General features: G+C 58.8%; 21 protein-coding genes and 7 pseudogenes. 7 read left to right on the plus strand and 21 right to left on the minus strand.

Features of this window, described 5'->3' with window-relative positions:
- Positions 1-46: 46 nt before the first annotated feature.
- A protein-coding gene (locus RHEC894_RS25950; protein WP_089152748.1) for an IS3-like element ISRel21 family transposase occupies positions 47-1,149 on the minus strand; the annotation gives its coding sequence in 2 pieces (ribosomal slippage) (positions 47-888 and positions 888-1,149; 1,104 coding nt in all).
- A 131-nt stretch (positions 1,150-1,280) separates the two neighbouring features.
- Between RHEC894_RS25950 and RHEC894_RS25955 the strand changes: the two are divergent.
- Positions 1,281-1,650, plus strand: a pseudogene (locus RHEC894_RS25955) (nodulation protein NodZ); the annotation flags it as partial.
- 140 nt (positions 1,651-1,790) lie between these two features.
- Here the strand turns inward: RHEC894_RS25955 and RHEC894_RS25960 are convergent.
- A pseudogene (locus RHEC894_RS25960) lies at positions 1,791-2,735 on the minus strand (IS630 family transposase).
- A gap of 118 nt (positions 2,736-2,853) precedes the next feature.
- On the opposite strand from RHEC894_RS25960, the gene RHEC894_RS25965 reads away from it, so the two are divergent.
- The gene (locus RHEC894_RS25965) at positions 2,854-3,171 is read left to right on the plus strand and encodes a hypothetical protein (RefSeq protein ID WP_018247218.1); all 318 of its coding nucleotides are present in this window, start codon (positions 2,854-2,856) and stop codon (positions 3,169-3,171) included.
- Between the two features lie 214 nt (positions 3,172-3,385).
- Positions 3,386-3,589, plus strand: a complete 204-nt coding sequence (locus RHEC894_RS25970) for a hypothetical protein (RefSeq protein WP_004674430.1) — start codon at positions 3,386-3,388, stop codon at positions 3,587-3,589.
- Positions 3,590-3,849: 260 nt separating this feature from the next.
- Here RHEC894_RS25970 and RHEC894_RS25975 read toward each other — a convergent pair whose 3' ends face one another.
- From RHEC894_RS25975 to hemN, 8 genes and pseudogenes are all read right to left on the minus strand, one after another.
- A complete protein-coding gene (locus RHEC894_RS25975) occupies positions 3,850-4,515 on the minus strand; it encodes a Crp/Fnr family transcriptional regulator (RefSeq protein WP_085739656.1) in 666 nt (221 codons plus the stop codon).
- 31 nt (positions 4,516-4,546) lie between these two features.
- Complete coding sequence (gene ccoS, locus RHEC894_RS25980; RefSeq protein WP_004674425.1) at positions 4,547-4,705, minus strand: cbb3-type cytochrome oxidase assembly protein CcoS; 159 nt, start codon at positions 4,703-4,705, stop codon at positions 4,547-4,549.
- A complete protein-coding gene (locus RHEC894_RS25985) occupies positions 4,702-6,984 on the minus strand; it encodes a cation-translocating P-type ATPase (RefSeq protein ID WP_085739657.1) in 2,283 nt (760 codons plus the stop codon). Before RHEC894_RS25985 ends, ccoS begins: the two co-directional genes overlap by 4 nt.
- The gene (locus RHEC894_RS25990) at positions 6,981-7,466 is read right to left on the minus strand and encodes a FixH family protein (protein ID WP_085739658.1); all 486 of its coding nucleotides are present in this window, start codon (positions 7,464-7,466) and stop codon (positions 6,981-6,983) included. The genes RHEC894_RS25985 and RHEC894_RS25990 overlap by 4 nt, the downstream gene beginning before the upstream one ends.
- Complete coding sequence (gene ccoG, locus RHEC894_RS25995; protein ID WP_085739659.1) at positions 7,463-9,037, minus strand: cytochrome c oxidase accessory protein CcoG; 1,575 nt, start codon at positions 9,035-9,037, stop codon at positions 7,463-7,465. Before ccoG ends, RHEC894_RS25990 begins: the two co-directional genes overlap by 4 nt.
- Positions 9,038-9,204: 167 nt before the next feature.
- A pseudogene (locus RHEC894_RS33610) lies at positions 9,205-9,389 on the minus strand (hypothetical protein).
- A gap of 11 nt (positions 9,390-9,400) precedes the next feature.
- A pseudogene (gene ccoP, locus RHEC894_RS26005) lies at positions 9,401-10,027 on the minus strand (cytochrome-c oxidase, cbb3-type subunit III); the annotation flags it as partial.
- 892 nt (positions 10,028-10,919) lie between these two features.
- The gene (hemN, locus tag RHEC894_RS26020) at positions 10,920-12,272 is read right to left on the minus strand and encodes an oxygen-independent coproporphyrinogen III oxidase (protein WP_010068149.1); all 1,353 of its coding nucleotides are present in this window, start codon (positions 12,270-12,272) and stop codon (positions 10,920-10,922) included.
- Positions 12,273-12,750: 478 nt separating this feature from the next.
- On the opposite strand from hemN, the gene RHEC894_RS26035 reads away from it, so the two are divergent.
- Positions 12,751-12,981 carry an NAD(P) transhydrogenase subunit alpha gene (locus RHEC894_RS26035; protein WP_281069168.1) on the plus strand — a complete coding sequence of 77 codons (231 nt, stop codon included), beginning with the start codon at positions 12,751-12,753 and terminating at the stop codon, positions 12,979-12,981.
- 13 nt (positions 12,982-12,994) lie between these two features.
- Here the strand turns inward: RHEC894_RS26035 and RHEC894_RS26040 are convergent, their stop codons facing one another.
- Positions 12,995-13,450, minus strand: a complete 456-nt coding sequence (locus RHEC894_RS26040) for a phasin (RefSeq protein WP_085739626.1) — start codon at positions 13,448-13,450, stop codon at positions 12,995-12,997.
- 501 nt (positions 13,451-13,951) lie between these two features.
- Here RHEC894_RS26040 and RHEC894_RS26045 point away from each other — a divergent pair.
- A complete protein-coding gene (locus tag RHEC894_RS26045) occupies positions 13,952-14,161 on the plus strand; it encodes a hypothetical protein (protein WP_225882936.1) in 210 nt (69 codons plus the stop codon).
- 161 nt (positions 14,162-14,322) lie between these two features.
- On the opposite strand, the gene fdxB is transcribed toward RHEC894_RS26045, so the two are convergent.
- The 8 genes and pseudogenes from fdxB to RHEC894_RS26085 form a co-directional block, all read right to left on the minus strand.
- The gene (fdxB, locus tag RHEC894_RS26050; protein WP_085739663.1) at positions 14,323-14,640 is read right to left on the minus strand and encodes a ferredoxin III, nif-specific; all 318 of its coding nucleotides are present in this window, start codon (positions 14,638-14,640) and stop codon (positions 14,323-14,325) included.
- Positions 14,637-14,840, minus strand: a complete 204-nt coding sequence (locus tag RHEC894_RS26055; RefSeq protein ID WP_009991124.1) for a CCE_0567 family metalloprotein — start codon at positions 14,838-14,840, stop codon at positions 14,637-14,639. Before RHEC894_RS26055 ends, fdxB begins: the two co-directional genes overlap by 4 nt.
- 24 nt (positions 14,841-14,864) lie before the next feature.
- The gene (locus RHEC894_RS26060) at positions 14,865-15,350 is read right to left on the minus strand and encodes a NifX-associated nitrogen fixation protein (protein WP_065092782.1); all 486 of its coding nucleotides are present in this window, start codon (positions 15,348-15,350) and stop codon (positions 14,865-14,867) included.
- A 45-nt stretch (positions 15,351-15,395) separates the two neighbouring features.
- A pseudogene (locus tag RHEC894_RS26065) lies at positions 15,396-15,686 on the minus strand (nitrogenase component 1); the annotation flags it as partial.
- Positions 15,687-15,744: 58 nt separating this feature from the next.
- Entirely contained in the window at positions 15,745-17,286 is a 1,542-nt protein-coding gene (gene nifK / locus RHEC894_RS26070) for a nitrogenase molybdenum-iron protein subunit beta (RefSeq protein WP_018247184.1), read from the minus strand.
- A 123-nt stretch (positions 17,287-17,409) separates the two neighbouring features.
- A complete protein-coding gene (gene nifD, locus RHEC894_RS26075) occupies positions 17,410-18,912 on the minus strand; it encodes a nitrogenase molybdenum-iron protein alpha chain (RefSeq protein ID WP_085739664.1) in 1,503 nt (500 codons plus the stop codon).
- A 106-nt stretch (positions 18,913-19,018) separates the two neighbouring features.
- The gene (nifH, locus tag RHEC894_RS26080) at positions 19,019-19,912 is read right to left on the minus strand and encodes a nitrogenase iron protein (RefSeq protein WP_004675840.1); all 894 of its coding nucleotides are present in this window, start codon (positions 19,910-19,912) and stop codon (positions 19,019-19,021) included.
- Positions 19,913-20,162: 250 nt separating this feature from the next.
- A protein-coding gene (locus RHEC894_RS26085) for an IS630 family transposase (RefSeq protein ID WP_245339565.1) occupies positions 20,163-21,106 on the minus strand; the annotation gives its coding sequence in 2 pieces (ribosomal slippage) (positions 20,163-20,770 and positions 20,770-21,106; 945 coding nt in all).
- Positions 21,107-21,400: 294 nt separating this feature from the next.
- Here RHEC894_RS26085 and RHEC894_RS33135 point away from each other — a divergent pair.
- Positions 21,401-21,793, plus strand: a pseudogene (locus tag RHEC894_RS33135) (GDP-mannose 4,6-dehydratase); the annotation flags it as partial.
- A 410-nt stretch (positions 21,794-22,203) separates the two neighbouring features.
- On the opposite strand, the gene nodA reads toward RHEC894_RS33135, so the two are convergent.
- Complete coding sequence (gene nodA / locus RHEC894_RS26095; RefSeq protein ID WP_004679687.1) at positions 22,204-22,791, minus strand: nodulation N-acyltransferase NodA; 588 nt, start codon at positions 22,789-22,791, stop codon at positions 22,204-22,206.
- 937 nt (positions 22,792-23,728) lie between these two features.
- Here nodA and RHEC894_RS26110 point away from each other — a divergent pair.
- Positions 23,729-24,643: a glycoside hydrolase gene (locus tag RHEC894_RS26110; RefSeq protein ID WP_085739665.1), complete on the plus strand. Its 915-nt coding sequence runs from the start codon at positions 23,729-23,731 to the stop codon at positions 24,641-24,643.
- Positions 24,644-24,943: 300 nt separating this feature from the next.
- Here the strand turns inward: RHEC894_RS26110 and RHEC894_RS26115 are convergent.
- A pseudogene (locus tag RHEC894_RS26115) lies at positions 24,944-25,783 on the minus strand (IS3-like element ISRel21 family transposase); the annotation flags it as partial.
- Positions 25,784-25,842: the final 59 nt, after the last annotated feature.

The raw sequence follows: 25,842 nt of genomic DNA on the forward strand, positions 1-25,842 counted from the left end.
GCTCCCAAACGTTGGACCACCGGATGCTAGAGTTTTCCGGCTTCATTCAGGGAGGCGGGCTGGTTGCGCCTCCCGAATTCACCAACGAGATCGGCACCTTGTTGCCGATCGCACCATGAGGTCTTTCCTCATTGTAGTATCTACGCCAATCCTCCATCTTTTCGCGGGCATCCGCAAGGGTCAGGAACCAATGCTGGTTTAGGCATTCTGCACGGAAGCGGCCATTGAACGCTTCGATGAAGGCATTATCAGTCGGCTTGCCGGGGCGTGAGAAGTCCAACGTCACACCCTTGGAATAGGCCCGCAGGTCCAAGTCGCGCGACACGAACTCGGTCCCTTGGTCGACACGGATCGTTTTCGGATAGCCGGCTTTTTGGCACACCCGTTCAAGGGTTTGCACAACGTCTTCGCCTCTATAGCTATGACGTGGATCAAGCACCGGCACGTAGCGCGAGAAGGTGTCGACCACCGTCAGCACGCGCAGTTTCTTACCCGTTGCGAGTTGGTCATGGACGAAGTCCATCGCCCAGACGTCGTTGGGTCCGACGGCCATGTGCCGATCCTCGCGAAGCTTGGCTTTTACCCCCCGCTTCGGTGTCTTGTTCCGCAACTGTAGCCCCAAGTCCCTGTAAATGCGGTAGGTTCGCTTGATGTTGGTGCCCCAACCCACGCGTTCCAACAGCACATGCACGCGGCGATAGCCGTACCGCACACGGATCTCGCAGATCTCGCGAATACGACGTTCCAGACCGGCCTGATCAGCACGGCGAGAGGTATAGTGGTGAGTTGATCGATCGAAGTTCAACGCTCCACAAGCACGTCGGATCGAGATCGCCCAATCGCAGCACATGCCTTTCACCATCTCCCGCTTCCGAGCAGGCCTTAGAGCTTTCGGCGGATGACATCCTGCAACATCTCGCGGTCCAGCGTCAGATCCGCGACGATCTTCTTCAGGCGCGAATTCTCGTCCTCGAGCTGTTTCAGCCTCTTCATCTCCGGTGGCAGCATGCCCGCGTATTTTTTCTTCCAGTTGAAATAAGTCGCCTGGCTGATCCCCGCCTTCCTGCAGATTTCAGCAACCGACACGCCTTCATCACCTTGCTTCAGAATGAACGCCTTCTGAGCGTCCGAAAACTGCGACGCTTTCATCGTCTTCTGGTCCCTTTCCCAGCCAGGAAAATGCACCGGAAAACTCTAACCAAAATTGGTCCAGTTTGAAGGGTTCAGATCAATGGGCCGGACTCTAATCCATTCTGGAGGAAATTCTCAGTGGCAGGTCAGTGTGCACTGCCATCGAAAAGGCCAAAGCGATACCGCATCGACGCCCTGTGATGGTTTTCTTGTGTACGGACAGCGCGCAGGTACGGGACCATTTACTCGGTGTATTTCCCGATCAATCACTATCCCGAAATGCTTTCAGGCGGCCCAGGCCGGCCATTACACAGTGCATCGCTCGGAGTGGACGGCGGTATCTCTGCTCTTACAGAGATGTACCTTCTCGCCCGATGCGATACGGTAATTCGCTTTCCGCCGGCCAGCGCCTTCACGCGCTATGCCCGTCTCTTCGTGCCACGTGTTATTGAGTTTGACTTGAAAGATCCGACTCGCTTGATCTTGACTGATGAATCGTCCGAGCATGAGCCGGCTTGATGAACCGGCACTCCGCTGAACAAATTCTCGGCGCCCTCGCAGGATTGAGGAGAGGTGTTCACTGGATCGCGATGTGGGCGCAGCACGCGACGAGACAAGGCGGGGGCGCATCCTCTCCTAGCGTCTAGAGCAAATCCTGTTCAATCCGGATCATATCCAGCAGCCTTGAAGCAATTGGCGCATTCTGCGGGGGTGAAGCGGGGTATCAGGGCGCCAACTGCATCCCAGAGGGCGTCAATCTTTCGCTCTGCCCGACCTCGCAGCATCGCCTTCAGTTTGGAGAAGGCGTTCTCGATCGGATTGAAGTCTGGGCTGTAAGGGGGCAGGAACATGAGCGTGGCGCCGACACGTTCGATGGCGTCGCGTACACCCGCTGTCTTGTGAGCCGGTAGGTTGTCCATGACCACCACGTCGCCGATCTCCAGGGTAGGCCCCAATACCTGTTCGACGTAAGCCAGGAAGACAATTACCGTTCATGGCGCCATCGTAGACAAACGGCGCGGTCATCCCAGTGAGGCGCAACGCTCCGGTAAAGGTCGTTGTTTTCCAATGGCCATGTGGCACGCCAGCTCGGCAACGCTCACCTCGAAGTGCACGTCCGCGTAGCCGTGCCATCTTGGTCGAAAGGCCGGTTTCGTCGATGAAGATCAGCTTTTCTGGATCGAGATCCAGTTGGCCGTCGAACCAGACACGCCGGCGCTTTAGGACATCCGGCCGGTCCTGCTCCAGTGCGTGGGCGGTCTTTTTTCAAAGGTCCATCCGCGGCCTCGAAGCCAAGCGCCAAGTGCGCTGCGGCTGATCTTCACCTGCCGCTCGACGGACAAGCGCTCAACCATCTCATCGAGCGTCACATCCCTACGCTCGTTGATCAACGCGACAACGAATTCCTCGTGTGCATCCACTGCCGAAGGTCGTCTCCAGCCCTGTGGCCGAGCAGTTAACTCACCCTCTTTCGCTCTTGCAAACCAGCGGATCGCCGTCGAAATCCCAACTCCGAAACGAGCCGCAGCCTGTCGAGCCGACATGCCGGCCGCAGACGCTTTCAAAACCCGTATTCGAAGATCATCGCTCAGTGCTTGTCCCATCATCCACCTCTTCTCTGTGGATGTTTGAATCAGCATCGATGGACGCCGTCACATCACAATCGATTCATCGATCGCAGGACTTGCTCTAGCGCGTCCAAAGGCTTGCTGGATCATTGTTGTGAAGGGTAGCTATTGGGCGCCTTCGGTGAGTGGAAACGGCACCGCGCGCTCGACCCGCATCATTGGCATAGCAAGCTCGCACGTCGGCGATTCCGATGGGACGAGGACGTTCGCGCGCCACAGCCTCGTCGGCGCCTTAGCCGACGCCCTGCCTGATGCGAGGGCGTTCGTCGGGCTTGGTCGACAGATTGCCATCAAGCTGATGTTCGTGCTCTATGCGGTCGTGGGCGTGGCCGGAGCCGTTCTTTATTCCCGCATCCCGACACGTCTGGCAAACCGCTCGACCACAGAAGCCGCCGCCGCGCTAGGTCCTTAGCGCGCATCGTCCTTGCAACTCGCAACTCACTCAGCCTCGACGCATTCGCAGGCGTGATAACGCCGGCTGCGAAAGACAGAAGATGCACTGTTGTAGTCTCCGGCTCCCGCCGCTGCTTGGATGACGGCTTGCGCCAGTCGATGACAAAACTCAATTGGCCAGCCATCATTCCCGTTGCCCGGCCATTTGTAATGATTAAGTCTGAGGTGGTGCCATGCCTCGCATGATCAGGTTCATGCTCACGCGTTTGGCGACGGGGTTCGCAATTGGATCCGCCGTGGGCTTCTTCGTTTGGCAAAATGGATTTGCCGCGGCAGGCACGGTTGAGAGTTATCTCGCGCAGGGCCTGTTCATCTACCTCTTCGCAAGCACCATCAGCATGGGTTATCTCGCGACGGCCCTGCTCCTCGAAGAATAGCGCCAGACGCTCTCCGTCGCATGTTGGTGCTCGTTGCGCCCGTTCGTCTGCACTTCCCTATAAGCCCGCCAGTCCGACGGTATCCGCATGTGTCGTCAGCGCCACCGTTGATGCGGACAAGGCCTGAAGCAAGCGATGAAGACAGTCGAGATGACAAAACAATCCGTCCTGGTGCATTTTTGCGCCTGGCCATAACGGAGCAAGCGATCGCCATATTGACGGTTGTCGAATTCCGGCGCGGTTTTCGCCCTGCCCCGAGGTCAGCACGCCTTCCGCAGCAGATCGACGCTGTCGACCACGACGACCCTGCCTCTGACTTCGACCCCTGCAGGACCGAGGGCAGCGAAAGCCCGCGAAAGGGCTTCGGGCGCAACCCCGAGTTTGCCGGCCAGAATTCTCTTCCGGTAAGGCAGGCGCAAGGTGGCCTGCGATGCTGAGGCCGGGCAGCGGCTGACGAGGTAATTCGCAACACGCTGTGCAGCCGTGTGCAGCCGGTCTCCCGCTATGCAATCCATGGCACCGAGCAGATGCCGGGCCATGATGCGCATGACGTTGCGACGCATGACGGGGTCCCGGTCGGCAAGCGCCCGCAACTCCACAAGGTCGAACAACGCGACCTCTGCGCCGTCGGCGGACCATGCGCTGTAGGTGTAGGAGCCGCCTCCCGACAGGAGATATTCACCGAACGTCTCGCCCGGTTCGCAGATGCAGATATCTGCCTGGCGCCCCGCGGATTCCGACTTCGAAAGTCGCACGAAGCCGCGCATCACGCAATAGACGAACGACGCCTGCTGGCCCTCGGCGATAATCCGCTCGTCCGGTGCGAAGATCTGGAACTGAGCCGTGTCGGCCAGTTCTTCTATCCTTGCTTTGTCCAGGCCGTGAAACAGGTCAGATCGCAAAAGTATGGGATGTCTCGATAGCATCGATCTTCCTTTCGTTTCGGCCGTGAGCGGTTCAAGGTCTTTTGCAATCGGTTTCGTCCTCGACGAGGATTCGCCAAGCTGCTCCTTCAAGGTCGTCGTACTGGCGGCTCGTCAGCGACCAGAGGAACGCCAGGAGACCCATTCCCCCCATCAGCAGTGCGATCGGCATCAGATAGATCAGCATGTTCATGTGGTTTCAACTTCCGCACGTCCGCCGGCAAGCGGCTCGCTCCGTAGGCCGGGGCGCCTGCCGAAGGCATTTAATCGCAGCGCATTCGTCACGACGATGATCGACGAGGTCGACATGGCCACCGCCGCTATCAGCGGCGTTGCCACGCCGGCGATTGCGATCGGTACCGCAAGCACGTTGTAACCGATGGCGAGAGCAAAGTTCTGGCGAATGAGGCTGGCGGATCTTCGTGCAACGGCGATTGCCTCAGGAACGGCCTCGAGACGATCGTTGAAGAAGATAAGGTCGGCGGCTTGCCTGCCGACGTCGGATGCGGTTGCGGGCGCCATCGAGACCTGCGCGGCGGCCAGCGCCGGTGCGTCGTTGATCCCGTCGCCGACCATGAGCACGCGATAGCCCTCGGCGCCCAGCCTCTGGAGTTCCTCGACCTTCTGTTTCGGCCCCAGGTCGCCCAGAGCTTTGCCGATACCGAGAGCCCGCGCTGTGTTGTCGACGACGGCCTGCCTGTCGCCGGATACTATCAGCGTTTCGATACCGGCTGCAGCGAGCTGGCGGAAAGCCTCCGCGGCGCCCGGACGAAGCGTGTCGTCAAACAGGAAACGGGCGAGATCGACGCCGTTTTTCGACAGGACCACCTCCGAAAACGGAGTATCGCCCGCGGGCGTGAGCCCGGTTCCGCAGGCAAAGGCCCGGTTGCCGAGCCGATAGAAGTCCGCTCCTTTCCAGGCTTCCAGCCCCCCGCCGGCGATTTCCGTGACCCTGTCGAAGGCGAAGGGGTAAGAGATGTCTATGTCCCGCACCAGACCCTGGGAAAGCGGATGCCGTGAATGCGCCGCCATTGCGCAAACGATGGCGCTATTGCCCGCGATCGCGTCGATTCGGACGAGGCGGGGCCGGCCCATCGTCAGGGTGCCGGTCTTGTCGAAGGCCACGATGTCCGCGTCGGCCAGTCTTTCGAGCGCCGAACCGTCCTTCACCACGATGCCCCTGCGGAAAAGTTCGCCGGCGGCGACCACCTGGACCACCGGTACAGCAAGGCCCAATGCGCAGGGGCATGTGATGATCAGCACCGCGACCGCGACCAGCATGGCCTGTTTCCAATCGCCCCCAAGCAAGCCCCAGGCGAGAAAGGAGGCCAGCGCCAACAGGTGCACGGCGGGAGAATAAAGTGCTGCGGCGCGATCGGCGACCCGGCGATAACGAGCCCTGCCGCCCTCGGCCGCTTCCATCAGGCCGATGATCTCGGAAAGAAGCGAATCCCTTGCCACTTTGGTCGCCCGCAGGACGAGCGAACCGGTCAGGTTCATCGCACCCGAATTCAGCGCGCTGCCTGCGGCGACGGCGACCGTGCTGCTTTCACCGGTGACGATGGAGAGGTCAACATCGCTCTCGCCGCTGACGATCATGCCATCGACGGGAATGCGTTGGCCGGCGGCAATCGCGATGTTATCCCCGACGGCGATCTCTTCGACCGGGATGTACTGCCGCGACCCGTCCGGCATCATCAGCTGCGTCCCGCGCGGCGCCAGTCTGGCAAGCCCGTTGATCGCGGCGCGGGCTTTTTCCCGCATCACATGATCGAGGGTTCTGCCGATCAGCAGGAAGAACAGCAGAGACACCGACGCGTCGAACCAGGCATGTTCGCCATGGTGCATGGTTTCCCATAGGGAGACCGCATAGGACAGCGTCACTGCAAGCGAGATCGGAACATCCATGTTGGTGCGCCTACGCTTGAGCCGGCTCCAGGCCGATTTGAAGAAGAAGCGTCCACCATAAACCAGCGCCGGCGCCGCGATCATCGCCGAGATCCAGTGAAACATGTCGCGCGTGGCCGCATCGGCGCCCGACCATACCGACACCGAGAGCATCATAATGTTGGCGGTCGCAAAGCCGGAAACTCCAATCGCCAGCAGTAGCTGGTTCCGGATCCTGTCGGTTTCGGGTGCTGTCGACGTGATGAGATGAGCGCGGTATCCGGCCAAGGTGATCGCGGCGAGGATTTCGGAGGGATCGGTCGCCTTCGCCTCGATCTCTTCCTGATAGACGCAGGTGACACGCCTGGCGGTGAGATTGACCCGGGCTTTCCTGACGAATGCAAGCGCCGACAGCGCTTTTTCGAGGGTCAATATGCAGCCGCCACAGTGGACGTCGGGCACGCTGAGGTCGACCTGGCGTAACCCAGCCCCGAGCGGGTGGCTTGCAAGGCATACCTCCTCGGCGCTGGCGGATGTCGCGCTGAGGCCGAGAACGCTTTCCGCATCCACCGAGCAGCAGGTCATTGGCGGAACTCCGCGGTGTCGAAGCGTTTGGCCTCATGCATGACGACCGCCCCGTTCATTCTCGATATGGCCTCGACGATCCAGTCGCCGGCGACAACCTGGTGATCGGCTTCGAACCGCCCTTCGCCCGTCTTCCGGAGCGTCACGCGGAAATCCTCATGATCGCCGACGGGCCGTTTGAAGTTCAGCGTGACATCATCGATGATCGCAGGCGTGCCGGCCTTGTCGTGGATGTCGTAACGGATTTGGCTGCCCTTAACGACGAGCGCGCCCTCGACGCCGGAGGCGGCCATTGCCTTCATCGCTGCCGCCCTGGTGTTGAATTCCTGGCTGGCCACATAGGTGTTTTCCACGACGATGCCACTCCAGCTGGACGCAGCATAGAAGGCCATGGTGGCGTTTACGGCGATCACTACGGCGAAGAATGCCGAGGTGGCAAGCAGCACGTGCAAGCCGGTAAAGCCCTGAGTAGAAGTCTTCATTTCACGTCTCCCGGCGCGTTGAACGCCACGCGATAGCTCGCCCGGTCGGCTTGACCTGCGTCTTGACCTATATCTTCGATGACGAAGAGGAATCCGTTGATCTCTGCCCCGTCTGGGGCGCGCGTGACGAAGACCTTGAGCGTCGTGGCCGCGTCGGGTTCGACGTGAGCGGTGAAGCTGCGGGCATCCTGCCTGCCGAACTCGGGAATGCGCATTGTGCCCCCCTCCAGCCCGACGAGGGTGATGATCACGTCCCGCGGCTTCGGCACCATGTTGAGGACACGCAGCGTGTAGCCGTTTCGGATGGAGCCGTCGCTTTCCAGAACATATTGAGGGTTCCGGTCCTGGATAACGTTGAGCCTGAGCCGATCGCGGAAGGTGAGATGGACGACCATGGCGATGCCGATCGATGCCCAGACGACACCGTAGAAGACGATTCTTCGGCGGAAGATGATGCGCCAGTCGAAATTCCGGACAGCTGGCATGAAGCTTCCGTCGTCGTTTCGGACATTGGAGGGCTGGATGGCTGTCCGTCCTCCGTCAGTAGCAAGCGACATGTTGCTCGAATATTCCTTGAGCGTCGCATAGGCGATCAGGCCGTGTGGCTTTCCGAGCTTGTCCATGACGCCGCCACAGGCGTCGATGCAGAGGGCGCATGTGATGCATTCCATCTGCTGGCCGTCGCGGATGTCGATCCCCATCGGGCAGACGGCGACGCAGGCATTGCAGTCCACGCAATCGCCCACCGGCAGACCCTGAGCCTTCTTGCCATGGCGCGACCGCTGCTCGCCCCGCCAGTCGTTGTAGGTGACAACAAGCGAATTCTCATCCAGCATCGCGCCCTGAATGCGCGGCCACGGACACATATAGGTGCATGTCTGTTCGCGCATGAGGCCGCCAAGCACATAGGTCGTCGCGGTCAGGGTGGCGATCGTGGCATACGCAGCGGCAGGAGCGCTGCCGTCAAACAGTGAAGCCACCAGGCTCGGCGCGTCGGCAAAATAGAAGATCCATGCTCCGCCCGTGGCGACGGCGATCAGCAGCCAGATCGCGTGCTTGATCACCCGCTTCCTGAGCTTGTCGAAAGTGAAGGGGTCGGCATCGAGCTTCATCCGAGCGTTTCGGTCGCCTTCGACAGCGCGTTCGACGACGAGAAAGAGATCGACCCAGACGGTCTGCGGACAGGCATAGCCACACCAGGCGCGGCCGACAGCGGCGGTGAGGAGAAAGAGGCCGAAGCCCGCCATGACGAGCAGGCCCGCCACATAGTAGAATTCCTGCGGCCATATCTCGATGAAGAAAAAGAAGAAGCGCCGCGAGGCAAGGTCAACGAGGATTGCCTGATTGGGCGCATAGGGACCGCGGTCCCAGCGAATCCACGGCGCGAGGTAATAGGTGCCAAGCGTGAGCAGCATCAAGACCCATTTGAACCGGCGAAAGGGCCCTTCGGCTCGTTTCGGAAAGATCTTCTTGCGCGGCGCATAGAGAGGCTGCCGGTTGCGGCGGGCGTTGACCGGCTCGACGCGAACGTGGTCAATGTCATTTAGATTAGGGCGGGTATAGAGATTCATAGGACCTGTCCGATTTTCACCACTCTTTTCCCAGCCGTGGCGCATCCGTTCCTTGATGCAGATCAAGAGCGACCGTTCAGAAGCGAAAAGGCCACGCCCCAGAGTAAGGGCGTGGCCGGAGGACAGCGGCGGAGAAACCGCTGGGACGTCCTCCACAGGAGCTGAAACTACCGGCTCGTCTGCTTGTGGTCTTTGAGGCAGATCAAACTCACCATCGAATTCCGATTTTTGCCGGGTCGTCCTGCTCCGAAGACGCAGGCATCTGTTGGGCGCGGGCTGAGACACGCGATCGGATAACAGCACGCGGCGCGCCGTAGAGACGGAGGATCGGATTGCGGTCGTGGGCTGTCATGTCTTTTCTCCTTACGTGCCGCCGCCGAGCGCATGAACGAAAATAGTAAGCTCGTTGACCGTTGTGTCCCCCAGGCGCGCTGCCCAGGCAGGCATTACGCCATGTTTGGGAGAGGCAACCTGACGAAGGATGGCGTCTTCACCCCGCGACTTCAGCCAGATTGCGTCGGCGAGATCCGGCGCACCCATTTCCACCTTTCCTTTGGCGTCCTCGCCGTGACATGGGGCGCAATTGTCGAAGAAAACCTGTTTTCCCGCAGCCGCGAGAGCAGGATCGGAGGGCGTATTGGTCAGCCCCCAGACATAAGCGGCGACCTGTTTCATCTGGATAGGCTCCAGGACATCGGTAAAGGCCGGCATCTCGGAAGCGTGAGTTTCGGCGTCCGAATCGAAGCGTATCCCGTGCGCGATCGTCGTCTGGATAGCGTCGAGATCCCCGCCCCACAGCCAGTCGTCGTCGTTGAGGTTCGGAAATCCCGGGCCGCCGCTGGCGCCCGAGCCATGGCACTGCGCGCAGTTCACCTTGAAAGCGGATGCACCGCCGGCAATGGCGAATTCCCGAAGAACAGGATCGGTGTCGATCTCCTCAACCGTCTTGGCGGCAATCAGATCATGGAACTTCGTCTGGGATGCCTTAGCAGCTGATGCTCAGTGAGCATCGAGCACAGCCAGGCGCTGTCAGGCAAGACGTCCAAGGCAGTGGTCGGACACGGTTGTCGGCAAAGCCGATGCCGAAACCTGGTGGGACCGTCGAGAAAGTGAATGTGGCCTGTGAAAAGAGCTATGATCTGCACGGCAGACCTGTGAAGGAACGCGTGGGCAAGATCACTAGCCCGGCGGCAATCTCGCTGACGACGAATATAACGAGGTCGTTTTTTTGCGCGGCAGTCGCGAAGGAGATGCCAGCCAAAACCCGGGGTCTCGTTCTGGTTACCCAAGAATTGCACGGAAGGCGCCGTCGAACGTTTGATCGAAATCCCCGCGGCAGGCAAGTCCTACAACTACGAGACCCCTGCCTCGTCCTTCGACGTGCTCGAACAACCGCGTTCGTGAGAGGGCGAGAGCCGTCGATCATGTGGCGCTCGGTAGCTCACCTCGCGACAAGGCTCCTTCAGGCGCCTGCGCGGCCGCCATAATCGCGATGGGCACAACTCTGCGGACCGGCGCTTGCCCACGCCACCTTAAAGGTTCGACGTCAGTCGTCAACGATACCCTGGGCCGGGGCCTGCCGAGATCGAGCTGTATTTGAATGAGCCGAAAAGCTCGACGATAACGACCTCGACGTCCAGGCGGTGATACGGGCGCCCATCTACTTGTGACAGGGCGGCCCGATGACCGTATTCGTGAGTGCGCCCGCCCTACTTCACACGAACTTGCGACGTCGATCCTCCTCGACGTGCCGTTGTCGACGGGACTCCTGGGAAGATAACTGCAGGGTCCTCGATCGAGAAACGGGAACTCGATGTCTTCTCGCGCGGCCTTTGATGCGTGTCGTGTCGCCGGAACCGATGCACACTTCCGGCGACAAGTACTAGGCTGCCTTGCTGTGCGTGTGCCCGTGCGAGCTAAAATAGGCGTCGAATGCCGCCGCGACTGCACGGACCATGAAGCGCGCCTCCTCGCATACGACAATCCGCTCACCGCTGATCGTCACGACGCCGTCGGCCATGAGCTCGCCGAGACGGTCGTTGCGCTCGACAAGAAAGCCGGTGTCGAAACCCGATCCGCTGCTCAACTGGCCGAGATCGGCTTCGAAATCGCACATCAGCCTCTCGATGACCCTCGCCCGAAGCTTGTCCTCCTCGCTGAGAAGATATCCCTTGGCGGTCGGCAGCACCCCGAAGGCAATTCGCTCGGCATAGAGGCCGAGAGGCACGTGGTTCTGCATATAGCCGGCCGGCAGCCGCCCGATCGCAGATGCGCCGAGGCCGATCAGGCTATCGCAATCATCCGTGGTATAGCCCTGGAAGTTTCTCCTCAGCGCTCTGTTGCGCGCGGCGAGCGCCAACTGATCGTTCGGCAGTGCAAAATGATCGAGCCCAATGCGCAGATATCCGGCCTTCTGGAGCTCCTCGGCGATCACTTCCGCCTGCTCGTTCCGCTGTTTTGCGTCCGGCAGCGATGCTTCGTCGATCAGGCGCTGATGTTTCTTAAAAGCGGGTATGTGAGCGTAACCGAAAACGGCGAAACGTTCGGGACGCAGTTCTGCAGCCAGCCGGACCGTCTCGATGCAAGATTTGACAGTCTGTTTCGGAAGGCCATAAATTAGGTCGAAGTAGATGCTGCTGACGCCTGCTGAGCGCAACCCGGCGACCGCCCTTTCCGTCTGCTCAAAGGATTGCAGCCGCTTGATACCGGCCTGCACGATCGGATCGAAGCTCTGGACGCCGAGGCTTGCGCGGTCGACGCCGTTTTCGGCGAGCGCATCGATCATGGGGGAGACCAATGTGCGAGGGTCGATCTCGACTGCGACGCCGGCTTTCGCTTCAAACGTGAAGGCACTCCTGAGCTTTGCCATTAGAGCCGAAAATTCCTGCGGCTTCATGACCGACGGCGTGCCGCCGCCGAAATGCACGTACTTGACGGGCACGTCGTTTCCGGCCGCAAAAGAGACGAGCTCGATCTCTTCCTTCATCACGTCGAGATAGTCGGCGACCGGAGCGTCTTGCCGGGTGATGGTCGTGTGGCAGCCGCAGTACCAGCATATCGAACGGCAGAACGGGACGTGGAGATAAACCGAAACCGGGCCAGCCGCGGCGATATGGGCGAGGTTGCCGGCATATTCATTCGGCCCCACGGCTGCAGAAAAAGCCGCCGCCGTCGGGTAACTCGTATAACGCGGAACCCGCGCATCGCCGTATTTGGCGATCAGATCATCAGACATTTTCGCATCCCTTTTCAAAACAGGATGCTTTATGACCTCCGGCCGCGCCGGCTTCCTTGTCCCAAATCAATGATGACGTCTCAGGCCAGAATCAGCCGGATCTTTGTCCGCTGTGAAAGTCAGCACTTTCGAACCCGCCTAACATCTCGTTCTGACATGGGTCGAGCCGCGGTCCCGGCTGTTCGAAGAGACGTGCCGCAAGGAAATGAGCAAGAATGACTGATACGCAAAACGGGTGAAACAAATTGGTGTCCGCGTGCTGTCGCCGGTCGAGCCATCCCACGGTTTCGGCTCGCTCCATGCGCTGGCCCCCGGCTATAGTTTGTTGATCGCCAGTGGAACTGGTGCCGGCCTAACGGCGGGAATCTCGAGCGAAGCCTACCGAAACGCGGAAGTCGTGGTCGTTTTCCAATTCCACAGGCCCTCGCCGCGGCCGCCGACGTGATCGTCAAGGTGCGCCTCGATCAATGAGGTCGCCCTGCTGTCGCCTGAAAAGACGCTAATCGCTTTCTTCTATCCCGCAGCCAACAATGAGTTGCTCAAGCGGGCTCTGCATTCGAGCGCGAATATAAGCGCCATAGACATGGTCCCGCGCATCAGCCGTGCACAGAAGATGAATGGGAAAGATCGGGGTTACCGGGCGGTCATCGAAGCGAGTGCGAACTTCAGGTGTTTCTTCACCGGGCAGATCACCGCGCGGTATTTCTAGGGTCTCCTCAGTTTTACGTCGCCTTGAGGTCCGTCAGCACCTTGTCAAAAGCATCCTTGACCGGCTTTGAGATTTCCTCCACCGCCCTGCTTGAGAGCACCCGGACTTCCTTGGCGTGCTGCAAACTTGTCTCAACCCGCTTGCTAAGGAAGGTCGACTGCAGTTCGAGGATCTGCGACGGCGAATTCGCGCCCAGCAAAGCTTGCAAATGTGAGAAGCTGGCTTCGGCGTCGGCCTGCAGTGCAGCAATCGTCTTCCCCCACAATTCGTTGCCGAACAGACTTGTCGTTTCGAGGATCGGAGGCAGCATTTTCTGTGTCGCTTCAGCGCCGGACGCAAATTTCAAAAAAGCCTCTGTCACCTTCTTGTTCCCCTTTTCAACAGATGCGCCGAACTGATCTGGCACCTTGAGCGACGATGACCCCGGGTTTTCGATCGTTTCAAAGGATCTTTCGGAAATCTTGGTCATTGCATTTTCCTTCTCTTTGAGTTGGTTGCAAGCTGTGACATCGGGATTGACCCTTCCGCCGGCGGATGCATGGCCGCTTGGTAGAACGCGGATCCGATGACGAACGGTCAGGTGGCCTCCGTTCCGTTCGTTTCATGAACCGGCATAATGCAGACTGCTTCTGCCGCTGTAACCAGGGATCAGCAAACACCATGCCAACTGCTCCGACGCGCCAAGAAGATCATTTTCGTTTATCGATGGGCGGGTTGAGGGCAGGTTGATGTGTATTTGACGGAGAGACCGGCGAACAAAACGTTCCAATCACGACAAACCTGACAAAAGTGGCGGATGCCCGACATTTGCGAGAAATGTCGACGGTTGCGCTGGGGACAAGGGAATTAGCATGTAATTCAACCGCGCTCAGGATCGTCCTGTGTCGGATCGTATTGAGCCTGCGGGGTGGAAAGTGGCGTTGCGGTCCTCGCCGCAAGTGCCTCCGTCAGCTGCGCACTGGTGCTTACCTTGACGGTCAGCTTGCGCGAGACATTGCGTGCAATTGCAGTGCCTTCTTTGCACCGGCCGTCATTGATTAGAACCGCCGCATCCGCGGATCAGGCATGGGACACGAACGGCACGATCTGTGGCGATCCAATCGCGGGGCATCTGCCTTGGCAACCGGATAAGTTCATCGCCGAGGGCGACGAGACAGCGATCGCCACTTCGCGCTTTTAAAAAAGTCCCATTGAAAGAAGCGACGAACTAGCCACCATCGCAGCGCTAACTTTGTGGATGGAATGCCACACGAAGTAACTACGTTCGTTCGTTTGCGCAGACGACGAGCAGCAGGAGACAACAAACGATCTGAAGGTAACAGCGTTGACTTGTTCGCGAGATCACGCAGTAACCTTGTCTGCCGCGACATGGATCTGACAGTTCTTCGGGCAGACGCGCGCGCAGGCGCCGCAACCAATGCAGCGGCCGGCCTCATCGACAACCATGATCATACGATTGAGCTCGCCATCGAAGTCTTCCTCCTCGTCGTCGCAGATGCCGAGGATTTCACCCGCTTCACCGACGCCATAGAGGTGCATGACTTCGCGAGAGCAGGCTTTGAAGCATCGGCCACAGCCGATGCAGGTTGTAGCATCGATGCAGGTCAGGTACTCCGGCACCCAGTTGGAGCCGTCGCGCGTGACGAAAGGGCCAGTCATCGTGAATTCTCCAATGCAGCGAGCTCTTCCTTCGCAGCGTTCAACTCGGCGAAGGCGTCGAACGTCTCTCCTGCAATGGTCTTGATTCTAGCCCAATTAATCGGAAGGTCCTCGGCAAGATCGTGCAACTCCATCTTCGCAGCGGCGGCGCGGGACTGCAGCTTGCGGACCTTCTTCAGCTGCTCCACAATGTCTGACATGATCTCTTTCCTCGAAAATTGATTTCATGATGCCCGCGCCACGTCGGGATAGGTTTCGATAACTTCAATAGCGTCATCGACCATTTTCGTGCCGGTCTCGGCGAGCTTGCCTAGCGTCTCAAAGCCGAACCGGTGGACATCGCGCAGGGTCTTCGACAGAACGACCAACCGTCCAGTCGTGAAAAGCAAGCGGCCGAAGCCCTCATGGCCGATCGTCATGATCGGCGATGCCAACAGGCCTGTGCACTCTTCGATCACAAGCCCCACGCAACTGTAAAAATTCTGTAGCCTCCACAGCACATCAGGATCCGGGTCGCCTATGATCGGGATCTTACGGCGCTGCTCCTTGGTGAGGATGAAGTCGGCCAGCAGGTCAGCGTCCGATTTGCCTTCCCACGCCCCATGGGCATCCTGAGCGCGGATGAGCCTTATCAGGCATCTGAGAAAAGGGGTGGCGAGATCCCCTTCGTTGACAGCAGGGCCATTCGTACTTCCTGTCAATGTACCCATTTCTTAGTCCTCCTCATCGAAAGGCTTCTTTTCAATGGCGCCTGCTTCGGTCAGCGCCGTGAAGCTCGTGCGCCAGAGCGTTGGACCTGAGGAAGCCGATCCGCGGTTGTCCCAGGAATTGCCCTCACAGCCGAGAGGCCCATGGATCAGGTGCGCGACGTCGGTGATCGGCTGCAGCACGATCTTGGCGCCATCGAAAGCGCATCCGCCGGCTGCCGCCCCGGGGATCAGCGGCTTCGAACAGCCATTTTTGCGCGCCTTGGAATCCTTGCTGCGGTTCTTCTCGCAGGCAGGCTCGTCAAAGACATCCTGGACTTTAGCATTGAGCAAGGGCATTGCGGTCTCCAAGTTCAGATGAAGGCGGCCGGCCTCACAAGGCCGACCGCCGCCGCTCCTAGCGGGTCAGGTCGTAAGAATAGTCCGTCACACCCGGCTCGCTCGTCTCGCGATCGAGCTTGTCGAAGATCTTGTCGAGGATCGTCGTCAGGACGCGCAGGCCGCCCTGGTAGCCCATGAGCGGGAAACGGTGGTGATGGTGCCGGTCGAATATCGGAAAGGTCAGCCGGATCAATGGGGTGCCGGTGTCGCGCTCGAGATACTTGCCATAGGAATTGCCGATCATCAGATCAACCGGCTCGGTAAAGAGCAGCGAGCGCAACGCCCACAGGTCCTTGCCCGCCCAGACCTGGGCATCCTTGCCGAAGGGCGAGGATGCGAGCAACGCCTTCATCTCGGCTTCCCAGGCCGACGTGCCGTTGGTAGCAAGGCAGTGGGTCGGCTCACCGCCGGTTTCCAAGACGAACCGGGCAACGGCGTAGACGAAGTCAGGATCGCCGTAGATCGCGTATTTCTTCCCGTGCAGCCAGGCTTGGCTATCTGCCATAGCGTCGACGAGACGGCCGCGTTCCAGGCCGATTGTCGGAGGAATTTCCTTGCCGGTAATCTCCGAGACCTTCATCAGGAATTCGTCGGTCGCCTGAACACCCAGCGGATAATGGAACGAAGCCGTAACCTGACCGACCTCCTTGCAATATTCCAGCGTTTTGCGCGTGTTATAGTGCTGCAGCGACAGGGTCGCTTCGGCATTCAACGCCGTTTTCAAGTCCTCGATCTTCGTGCCGCCGTCATACATGCGGTACGTACCGTCAGACGGCGTGTCGAACTGGTCGGAGGCATCCTGGATGAAGATGTAGGATACGCCCATCATGTCGAGCAGGCGCTTCAGTTCGCGGTTGTTGCCGACGCAGAAGCCGTCGAAGCCGGGAATGATGTTGATGGCTTGAGCAACCTCCTTCCGCTCGTTGCCTTTCCAGAAGTTCTCCAGAATGCCCTTGATCATGCCGTCATAGCCATCGACGTGGCTGCCGACGAAGGCAGGCGTGTGGGCGAAAGGAACATCGAAGTCGTGCGGGACCGACCCTTCGTTCTTTGCGTTTTCGATGAAGCCGTGGAGGTCGTCTCCAATGACTTCGGCCATGCAGGTGGTCGAGACGGCGATCATCTTCGGATCGTAGAGCTTGTATGTATTGGCGAGCCCGTCGACCATGTTCTTCAACCCGCCGAACACTGCCGCGTCCTCCGTCATCGAGGACGAGACCGCCGATGAAGGCTCCTTGAAGTGACGCGACAGATGCGAACGGTAATAAGCGACGCAGCCCTGGCTGCCATGGACGAAGGACATCGTTTGCTCAAAGCCTGCGGCTGCGAAGACGGCACCGAGCGGCTGGCAGGCTTTGGCCGGGTTCACGACCAGGGCTTCGCGGCCCAGGTTCTTTTCGCGATACTCCCAGGTCTTCGTGAAGTCGTTTTGATCGGCAACGACCTGATCCGGGTGGGGGCATTCGAAATTGGCTTTCTTCTCGGCGAGCATCTGCCTGTATTCCGGCTCGCGGAACAGGGGAGCATGGTCGAGAACTTTTTCCGCCGACTGCGGCATAGTAAGCACCTTTCTTTTCATCGCGCCGCACCGGTGGCGGCAATGGGATGTCATCTGTCACGAGTGCGGATCAAGTCCGATGGGAAGGGCCTGGCCTGCCCCCTCCCAAGACAGGCCAGGCTCTCATTCGGCCGCAACCGCCTCAGCTGGCGCGGCCTTTTTTTTCCAGGGGACGTCGTAGAGATCCCACACCGGATTATTGATGGCCAGATCCATGTCGCGGGCGAATATGGCGAAGCCGTCATAGCCGTGATACGGGCCGGAATAATCCCAGGAGTGCATCTGGCGGAAGGGGATGCCCATCTTCTGCACCGGATACTTCTCTTTGATGCCGGACCCAACAAGGTCGGGGCGGATGCCTTCGATGAACTTTTCCAGCTCGTAACCGGTCACGTCGTCATAGATCAGCGTACCCTTGTTCACATAATGGCCGGTGCGCTGATAGTCGTCGTTGTGGGCGAACTCGTAGCCGGTGCCGACGATCCGCATGCCGATGTCCTCATAGGCCGTGATGACGTGGCGAGGACGCAGGCCGCCGACATAGAGCATCACCGTCTTGCCTTCGAGGCGCGGCCGGTACTTGTCGATGACAGCATTGACCAGGGGCCGGTACTTGGTGATGACAGCCTCGGTCTTGTCGACGATTTCCGGGCCGAAGTGCTTGGCTATTTCGCGCAGGGAGGTTTCGATCTGGGACGGACCAAAGAAGTTGTATTCCATCCACGGGATGCCGTATTTTTCCTCCATGTGCCGACAGATGTAGTTCATCGAGCGGTAGCAGTGGATGAGGTTCAGCTTGGCTTTTGGCGCGCGCTCGACCTCAGCGAGCGTGGCATCACCCGACCAGTTGCCGACCACGCGCAGCCCCACCTCCTCCAATAGAATGCGCGTAGCCCACGCGTCGCCACCGATATTGTAGTCGCCGACGACGTTGACATCGTAAGGGCCGGTCTCGAACTCGACTTCGTTCTTGTCGAAAACCCAGTCACGGATGGCGTCGTTGGCGATGTGGTGGCCGAGCGATTGCGAGACGCCGCGGAAGCCCTCGCAGCGCACCGGCACGATCGTCTTTTCGTGCTCCTTGGCCTTCTTGCGCGACACCGCCTCAATGTCGTCGCCAATCAGCCCGATCGGGCATTCCGACTGCACGCTGATGCCGTTGTTGAGGGGGAAAAGCGCCTCGATCTCGTCGATGACCTGTTCAAGCTTCTTGTCGCCGCCGAACACGATATCCTTTTCCTGGAAGTCTGAGGTGAACTGCAGCGTCACGAACGTGTCGATGCCCGTCAGGCCGACATAGTAGTTGCGGCGTTGCGACCAGGAATAATGACCGCAACCGACCGGCCCGTGCGAGATGTGGACCATGTCCTTGACCGGCCCCCATACCACGCCTTTGGAGCCGGCATAGGCGCAGCCGCGGATCGTCATCACGCCCGGAATGGACTTGATGTTCGATTTGACGTCGCATTCGGAAAGGGCCTTCGGCTCATCGCCAGGCTCATCGCCGCTCGTTGCGACACTGAGGTGCTTCTTGCGGCGCTTCGCCGCCTTGTCTGGATATTGCGCTAACACTTCCGCAATGAGCTTTTCATGCAAAACGCTGTCATTCTCGTAATCAAGGCTCATGGGCCCCTGCCCCTTTCAAGGTTCGGGTTAGGTCGTCGTCGTCAAAGCGTCTTTCGTGGAAGGACGCGCTGGCTCAAGGGCCAGCGCGTCCTGTCGACAACGGCAGTTATTGAGCCGCAACCACCGCTGACTCCTTGGCCTGTAGTTCGGCCAGCATCTGCTCGTCGCTCTTCATGATGCCGAAGTCGAGCAGCATGTCTTCGAGCTCTTCCATGGTAATCGGGGTCGGAATGGTCCCTTGGCCCGAATTGGCATGGATCTTCTCGGCTAGCGCCCGATATTCCCCGGCCTGCTTGGAGTCCGGCGCGTACTGGATCACCGTCATCTTCCTGAGCTCGGCGTGCTGGACGATGTTGTCACGCGGCACAAAGTGGATGAGCTTGGAATTGAGCCTGGCAGCCAGCGCCTCGGAGAGGTCGAGCTCGCGGTCCGTCTGGCGCTCGTTACAGATCAGGCCGCCGAGCCGCACGCCGCCGGAATGGGCATATTTCAGGATGCCCTTGGCGATGTTGTTGGCGGCATAGAGCGCCATCATCTCGCCGGACATCACGATGTAGATCTCCTGGGCCTTGTTCTCACGGATCGGCATCGCAAAGCCACCGCACACCACATCGCCGAGCACGTCATAGGAGACGTAGTCGACATCGTCATATGCACCGTTCTCTTCAAGGAAATTGATCGAGGTGATGACGCCGCGCCCGGCGCAGCCGACGCCCGGTTCCGGACCGCCGGACTCCACGCACTTGATGCCTTTGTAGCCGGCCTTGAGCACGTCCTCGAGCTCAAGGTCTTCCACCGAACCTTCCTGCGCTGCCAGATGCAGAACCGTGTCCTGTGCTTTGGCGTTCAGGATCAGCCGGGTGGAGTCGGCTTTCGGGTCGCATCCGACGATCAGGATCTTCTGCCCGAGGTCGACAAGCGCTGCGAGCGTATTTTGGGAGGTGGTGGACTTGCCGATCCCCCCTTTGCCGTAAAATGCGATTTGACGCAAATCTGACATATCGCCTTCCTTCTTTCGTTCCATCCATCGCTGCGTAAAAGGCAGGCAGCTCGCGCCGCCTCGCATGGCAATCTTCAAAACCCGTGCCATGTGGGCCGATCGAGCCAAAGGAAAGATCTTTTTGTTGGGTTTCAGAAAGTTACTCCGAACCACCACAGGAAACTGCCAAACAAACCTAATGTCGCCGATCAGACAAAGCCGACAGACGGTGTCGTGATGGCATCACTTGCACCGCTAGAGCAAATCCTGCTCAATCTGGGTCATATCCAGCGGCCTTAAGGTAGTTTGCGCATTCTGCCGCAGTGAAGCGAGGTATCAAGGCCCCGACCGCATCCCATAGAGCATCGATCTTTCGCTCGGCTCGGCCTCGCAACATGGCTTTCAGCTTCGAGAATGCGTTCTCGATTGGATTGAAGTCCGGACTATAGGGCGGCAGGAACATGAGCTTGGCGCCGGCACGTTCGATGGCATCGCGGACACCGGCTATCTTGTGTGCAGGCAGGTTATCCATAATGACGACGTCGCCGATCTCCAGGGGCGGCACCAGCACCTGTTCGACATACGCAAGGAAGACGTTGCCGTTCATCGCGCCATCGTAGACGAATGGTGCGGTCATTCCGCTGAGGCGCAACGCACCGGTGAAAGTCGTTGTTTTCCAATGGCCGTGCGGCACGCCGGCACGGCAACGCTCACCTCGCAATGCACGTCCGCGCAGACGTGACATCTTGGTCGAGAGGCCGGTTTCGTCGATGAAGATCAGTTTCTCCGGATCGAGGTCCAATTGACCATCGAACCAGGCGCGCCGGCGCTTCAGGACGTCCGGTCGGTCCTGCTCCAGTGCGTGTGCGGTCTTTTTTTAAAGGTCCACCCACGGCCTCGAAGCCAGGCGCCAAGTGCGCTGCAGCTGATCTTCACCTGCCGCTCGACGGACAAGCGCTCAACCATCTCATAGAGCGTCACATCCCTACGCTCGTTGATCAACGCGACAACGAATTCCTCGTGTGCATCCACTGCCGAAGGTCGTCTCCAGCCCTGTGGCCGAGCAGTTAACTCACCCTCTTTCGCTCTTGCAATCCAGCGGATCGCCGTCGAAATCACAACTCCGAAACGAGCCGCAGCCTGTCGAGCCGACATGCCGGCCGCAGACGCTTTCAAAACCCGTATTCGAAGATCATCGCTCAGTGCTTGTCCCATCATCGACCTCTTCTCTGTGGAGTTGAATCAGCTTCGATGGACGCCGTGACATCACAATCGATTCATCAATCGCAGGACATGTCTAGGTCGACCGCGCGCCAGCGCGACCGCGACCATCAGCAGGACAAAGAGCTTTGAAAACAGGAGACAATCGCACATCCCTGTAGCCAAGAGAGATGGCGTATCGCACGGGAGACGCTGCGAGCGCCCAGGTGATAGAGCTTCGCCTTGTGGCTGAACAAGCCAACTTCGATCGCGCAGGCCCGCCGCGCCCGACAGCTGGCCAAAAACAGCGCCAGGAGCTACGACTGGGGCCACGCACGTGAGTATGTCGAGGGCATGTCGCGCATGCTGCAGCAGGACAAACCGGATGGCCACGTCTTGGCGACCGGCGAGACGACGAGTGTCGGCCAATTTCTCGAGCGGGCTTTTGCCGACGTGAACATTACTTTGGAATGGAAGGCGTCCGGCGTCGACTGGCTACGACTCCGCGTCCGGTGCCTGCCTTGTTGAAGTCGATCCTCGATACCTCCGCCCGACGGAAGTTGATCTTCTGCCGGTGATCCGACCAAGGCCCGCCAGAAGCTGGGCTGGCAACACAAGGCCCCGGTTCAGGAGCTTGTCGCCGAGATGGTGCGCGAGGATGTCAAGCACTGGAAGGCCCTGAACAGCCGGGAAGAGCTCTGAGTGTACGACTTGTCCAACAAGAAGATCTGGGTTGTCGGCCATCGCAGTATGGTCGGCAGTGCGCTTGTGCGCAGGCTCCGATGCCGTGCTCTGCGGCAGTGGCGTCAGTTAGCGGGTCGAACGAGGAGCGCGGATCGTGAACCCGCGAGCGCGCAAAAATACGGCATTAGCCGATGATGTTCATACTTCCACCAGGTGCCCGGATTGCGGTACCGAGGCTTCGGGGCATATGTTCCTGATGGTCCTGCTTGTCTCGAATATCTCACGCTTGACGTCTAAGCGTTCGCAGATCGAAAGGTGCGGGATGTGTCATCGTGTGGGTCGGTCCGTCATCGAGGGTTAAATAGACGCACCGATCACTGGGCCGCCACCGTCTCTTCGGATAACTTCAGCTATGGGACCATGCTCTTTCATAGCTCAGGGCCATTCCGCTCGATCAAGGTCCCCGATGGCCAATCACTCATTGAGCATCCTATTGGGAATACTACCAAAATTACGTTTTCACAGCGCGTCGGCGGGAGGTTGAGATAAACATCGGCAAGGGTGGATCGCACGCGTACCCCTTCCAAAACCGTCGCAAGACCATTTCGGCAGAGCCTGAGAACAAGGTTGCGCAACGCCTGCCGAACACCGCCGAACGCAAACCGAACGCCAAGTTGCTGCAGCACTGGGTAAACAATGCGCATCGAATTAATGCCGTACCCCTCAAGATCTGGACGCACGCCCCACAATCCAAGCTCGCATACGAGTAGATCGACCTCGCCAACCCGAACGAAACGACGCAACAACCCCATGTGAGCGGCCACACCGTGCGCATCATAGCCTATTACGCGAAGCTCGGGCCTAGCTCCTGACCAACTACGAGCACCTTCGAATGGAAGGGCGTTGTAAGCTCCAGTTGGCCCATAGGTCTTCCGAAAGAAATCTGCGAGCTCTGTGTGGTCAGAGAGCTCCAACTCGTTTTCCCAGCACACTTTCCACCGCACCTGAGGGCTCATACCTAAACCTCCACTTAATACTCTGTCCAGGCGTCGACAGAGCAACTACTTGATACGCACTCGTTGGGGCGCTTCTAATGGCACTGGTATAAGCTGGTGAAATCATTTGTTTGGATGGAACTCATCCGTCTAATGGATGCGTTCCAATCAATCGGCCTGCCATCGGCTGCCGACGCCAGATGAAGCGGCCGGGCTCCAACTTCTTCGTGAACATGCCGCCTTGTCCATCATGCTGGATCATCTTGATCAGGCATCCAGGACATTGAACTGAAAAGTTGACCATGACTGAGAGGCTCGCTACTCAGGCAGAAGCAAGCCAAAGACGTTTTCGGCGATAATCAGGCAAATTGTCGAGATCACATTAGAACCCTCGGCGGAACCGGGCTGGTCTATCCCGGCGTCGAAAGTCGTCGAACGACCCGACCTGGCGGAGGGGTTTTTTCGGAATGTTCGGTTTGCGCCCGTCTGATTCCACACAAAATGGGACGCGGCGATAGGCAGCAGCATTCTCCTGTTGAATCTGAAAGGGGTTCCCCTCGCAAAACGCCCTGGTTCGCTTTGGCTATCGCAGCCCATGGACCGGCACGCTGGGTATCGGCGAAGATTGCCAGAGGACATACTTGCCTGGCGATCCCGACCTCGGGAGAAGATGATGGGTACAGGAATGGATTCGCAGATCAGTGCGTTTCCGGTGCAAGCTTTTAGGACCCCGGACACAGCAAACGTCTCCCAGGACTGGCGAGGCGGCCGCGAGATCGCAATTTTCTCCTAGATAACGGTATGAGGTGATCGTCATACCCTGGTCACCGGATGCCGATCGTCACGCACATGGTCTGGTACAGAGCCGGCGGCGCCGATGAGCCCCCGAGGAAATACTTAGTGACTGGCACGGTTGTTGCGTCGTCTCACGAAAGACAGCCGTTAACGAGAGGTCACGATGATGGATGTATGCTCGATGGGGATGGTGTTGTGCGGTGGGTACCTTCTTGCTGCATCCGCAGGCAGACTCGGCGGCGCTGAGAATGTCTTATCTGACTCGCCTTTGTCCGCGGCTGATGTATCGAGTTTCGAGACTTTCATAGTTCGCAGCCCACCGACATCACTCAATCTGGATCCATTTTATGCCAAATATGCTGACGCAGCGGGCATACCTATTATTTCGTCAAACAAGGTTCCAGACACGGCACTATTGATCTCACGTGACATTGTCCTCTACATGTTGTCAGAACGCCGTGATGTCCGCGATGCTTTAATCCAGGCTGGAGCGCGGGTGGGCGTCATGGCAATTGACGAGACGACGACTGATATTCCCGAGCAGCGGGATTGGAAGAAGCCTCTTCCCGATGATCCACGTCTCACCCCTGACGAGCGGCGGGATTACGCCAACACGATCGGCAAGATGACTGCCCGAGACTACTGGGCACAAAGGGCGCGCGGCATGGGCGGGCTCTACACGACGGGAGCTGTGGAGAATTTGATGGGCGTGCCGGGCACGCGGTATTACGGCGGGAACATTCTTGTTCACGAATTCTCACATAATATTTTCAACGCGCTGCGCACGGTAGATCCTGATCTCGTTGCACGAGTTGAACGTGCCTATTCGCACGCCTACGAGAAAGGCCTCTGGGCGTGTTCCTATATGGAGAACAACGTCGATGAGTATTGGGCCGAGGGCACGCGATTTTGGTTCAATACGAACTTGGCTTACAGCCGAGGCAATCTCACCATTGCCACATCAGAAGATTTCGAGGCTCACGATCCAAACCTCTATAATATCATGGCCGAAGTCTACCGCCATGACCACCACATTCTGGCGGATGTCTATTACCGGCATTCGGCGAAGTCGCAGTAATGTCCTTTGGTATTGACTGCCGGCCTCATGCTGCAATCCCGCTGGAGACCCGAACTATCGCTGATCGTCCGTAATTTGTCAGAGCCAGCCATAAATTTGAGTTTCCGTTCAATTGAAGCGCCCATGTTGTTCCCACGGGTGCATACCAAGTACTTCGTGGCCGCTGGAATTGGCTCCTTGTGCAACATCGAGACCAAATGACCTGCCACTGAATTTTCATCCGGCGGCGATTAGAGCCTCGGCGGTCTTGAACCGCTCCCAAACGTTGGACCACCGGATGCTAGAGTTTTCCGGCTTTACTCAGGGAGGCGGGCTGGTTGCGCACCCTGAATTCACCAACGAGATCGGCACCTTGTTGCCGATCGCACCATGAGGTCTTTCCTCATTGTAGTATCTACGCCAATCCTCCATCTTTTCGCGGGCATCCGCAAGGGTCAGGAACCAATGCTGGTTTAGGCATTCTGCACGGAAGCGGCCATTGAACGCTTCGATGAAGGCATTATCAGTCGGCTTGCCGGGGCGTGAGAAGTCCAACGTCACACCCTTGGAATAGGCCCGCAGGTCCAAGTCGCGCGACACGAACTCGGTCCCTTGGTCGACACGGATCGTTTTCGGATAGCCGGCTTTTTGGCACACCCGTTCAAGGGTTTGCACAACGTCTTCGCCTCTATAGCTATGACGTGGATCAAGCACCGGCACGTAGCGCGAGAAGGTGTCGACCACCGTCAGCACGCGCAGTTTCTTACCCGTTGCGAGTTGGTCATGGACGAAGTCCATCGCCCAGACGTCGTTGGGTCCGACGGCCATGTGCCGATCCTCGCGAAGCTTGGCTTTTACCCCCCGCTTCGGTGTCTTGTTCCGCAACTGTAGCCCCAAGTCCCTGTAAATGCGGTAGGTTCGCTTGATGTTGGTGCCCCAACCCACGCGTTCCAACAGCACATGCACGCGGCGATAGCCGTACCGCACACGGATCTCGCAGATCTCGCGAATACGACGTTCCAGACCGGCCTGATCAGCACGGCGAGAGGTATAGTGGTGAGTTGATCGATCGAAGTTCAACGCTCCACAAGCACGTCGGATCGAGATCGCCCAATCGCAGCACATGCCTTTCACCATCTCCCGCTTCCGAGCAGGCCTTAGGAGTCGTGGACTCTTGGGATTCCCAAAGGTGAGCAAATCAGATTCAAGACTGTCTTTTG

Origin of the sequence: Rhizobium sp. CIAT894 (genome assembly GCF_000172795.2) — a bacterium.
GTDB lineage: Bacteria > Pseudomonadota > Alphaproteobacteria > Rhizobiales > Rhizobiaceae > Rhizobium.

Excerpts from the sequence above, each read along its gene's own strand:
- RHEC894_RS25970 (WP_004674430.1), top strand. The coding sequence starts at position 3,386 with ATGCCTCGCATGATCAGGTTCATGCTCACGCGTTTGGCGACGGGGTTC.
- RHEC894_RS25975 (WP_085739656.1), bottom strand. The coding sequence starts at position 4,515 with ATGCTATCGAGACATCCCATACTTTTGCGATCTGACCTGTTTCACGGC.
- ccoS (WP_004674425.1), bottom strand. The coding sequence starts at position 4,705 with ATGAACATGCTGATCTATCTGATGCCGATCGCACTGCTGATGGGGGGA.
- RHEC894_RS25985 (WP_085739657.1), bottom strand. The coding sequence starts at position 6,984 with ATGACCTGCTGCTCGGTGGATGCGGAAAGCGTTCTCGGCCTCAGCGCG.
- RHEC894_RS25990 (WP_085739658.1), bottom strand. The coding sequence starts at position 7,466 with ATGAAGACTTCTACTCAGGGCTTTACCGGCTTGCACGTGCTGCTTGCC.
- ccoG (WP_085739659.1), bottom strand. The coding sequence starts at position 9,037 with ATGAATCTCTATACCCGCCCTAATCTAAATGACATTGACCACGTTCGC.
- hemN (WP_010068149.1), bottom strand. The coding sequence starts at position 12,272 with ATGTCTGATGATCTGATCGCCAAATACGGCGATGCGCGGGTTCCGCGT.
- RHEC894_RS26040 (WP_085739626.1), bottom strand. The coding sequence starts at position 13,450 with ATGACCAAGATTTCCGAAAGATCCTTTGAAACGATCGAAAACCCGGGG.
- fdxB (WP_085739663.1), bottom strand. The coding sequence starts at position 14,640 with ATGACTGGCCCTTTCGTCACGCGCGACGGCTCCAACTGGGTGCCGGAG.
- RHEC894_RS26055 (WP_009991124.1), bottom strand. The coding sequence starts at position 14,840 with ATGTCAGACATTGTGGAGCAGCTGAAGAAGGTCCGCAAGCTGCAGTCC.
- RHEC894_RS26060 (WP_065092782.1), bottom strand. The coding sequence starts at position 15,350 with ATGGGTACATTGACAGGAAGTACGAATGGCCCTGCTGTCAACGAAGGG.
- nifK (WP_018247184.1), bottom strand. The coding sequence starts at position 17,286 with ATGCCGCAGTCGGCGGAAAAAGTTCTCGACCATGCTCCCCTGTTCCGC.
- nifD (WP_085739664.1), bottom strand. The coding sequence starts at position 18,912 with ATGAGCCTTGATTACGAGAATGACAGCGTTTTGCATGAAAAGCTCATT.
- nifH (WP_004675840.1), bottom strand. The coding sequence starts at position 19,912 with ATGTCAGATTTGCGTCAAATCGCATTTTACGGCAAAGGGGGGATCGGC.
- nodA (WP_004679687.1), bottom strand. The coding sequence starts at position 22,791 with ATGAGCCCTCAGGTGCGGTGGAAAGTGTGCTGGGAAAACGAGTTGGAG.
- RHEC894_RS26110 (WP_085739665.1), top strand. The coding sequence starts at position 23,729 with ATGATGGATGTATGCTCGATGGGGATGGTGTTGTGCGGTGGGTACCTT.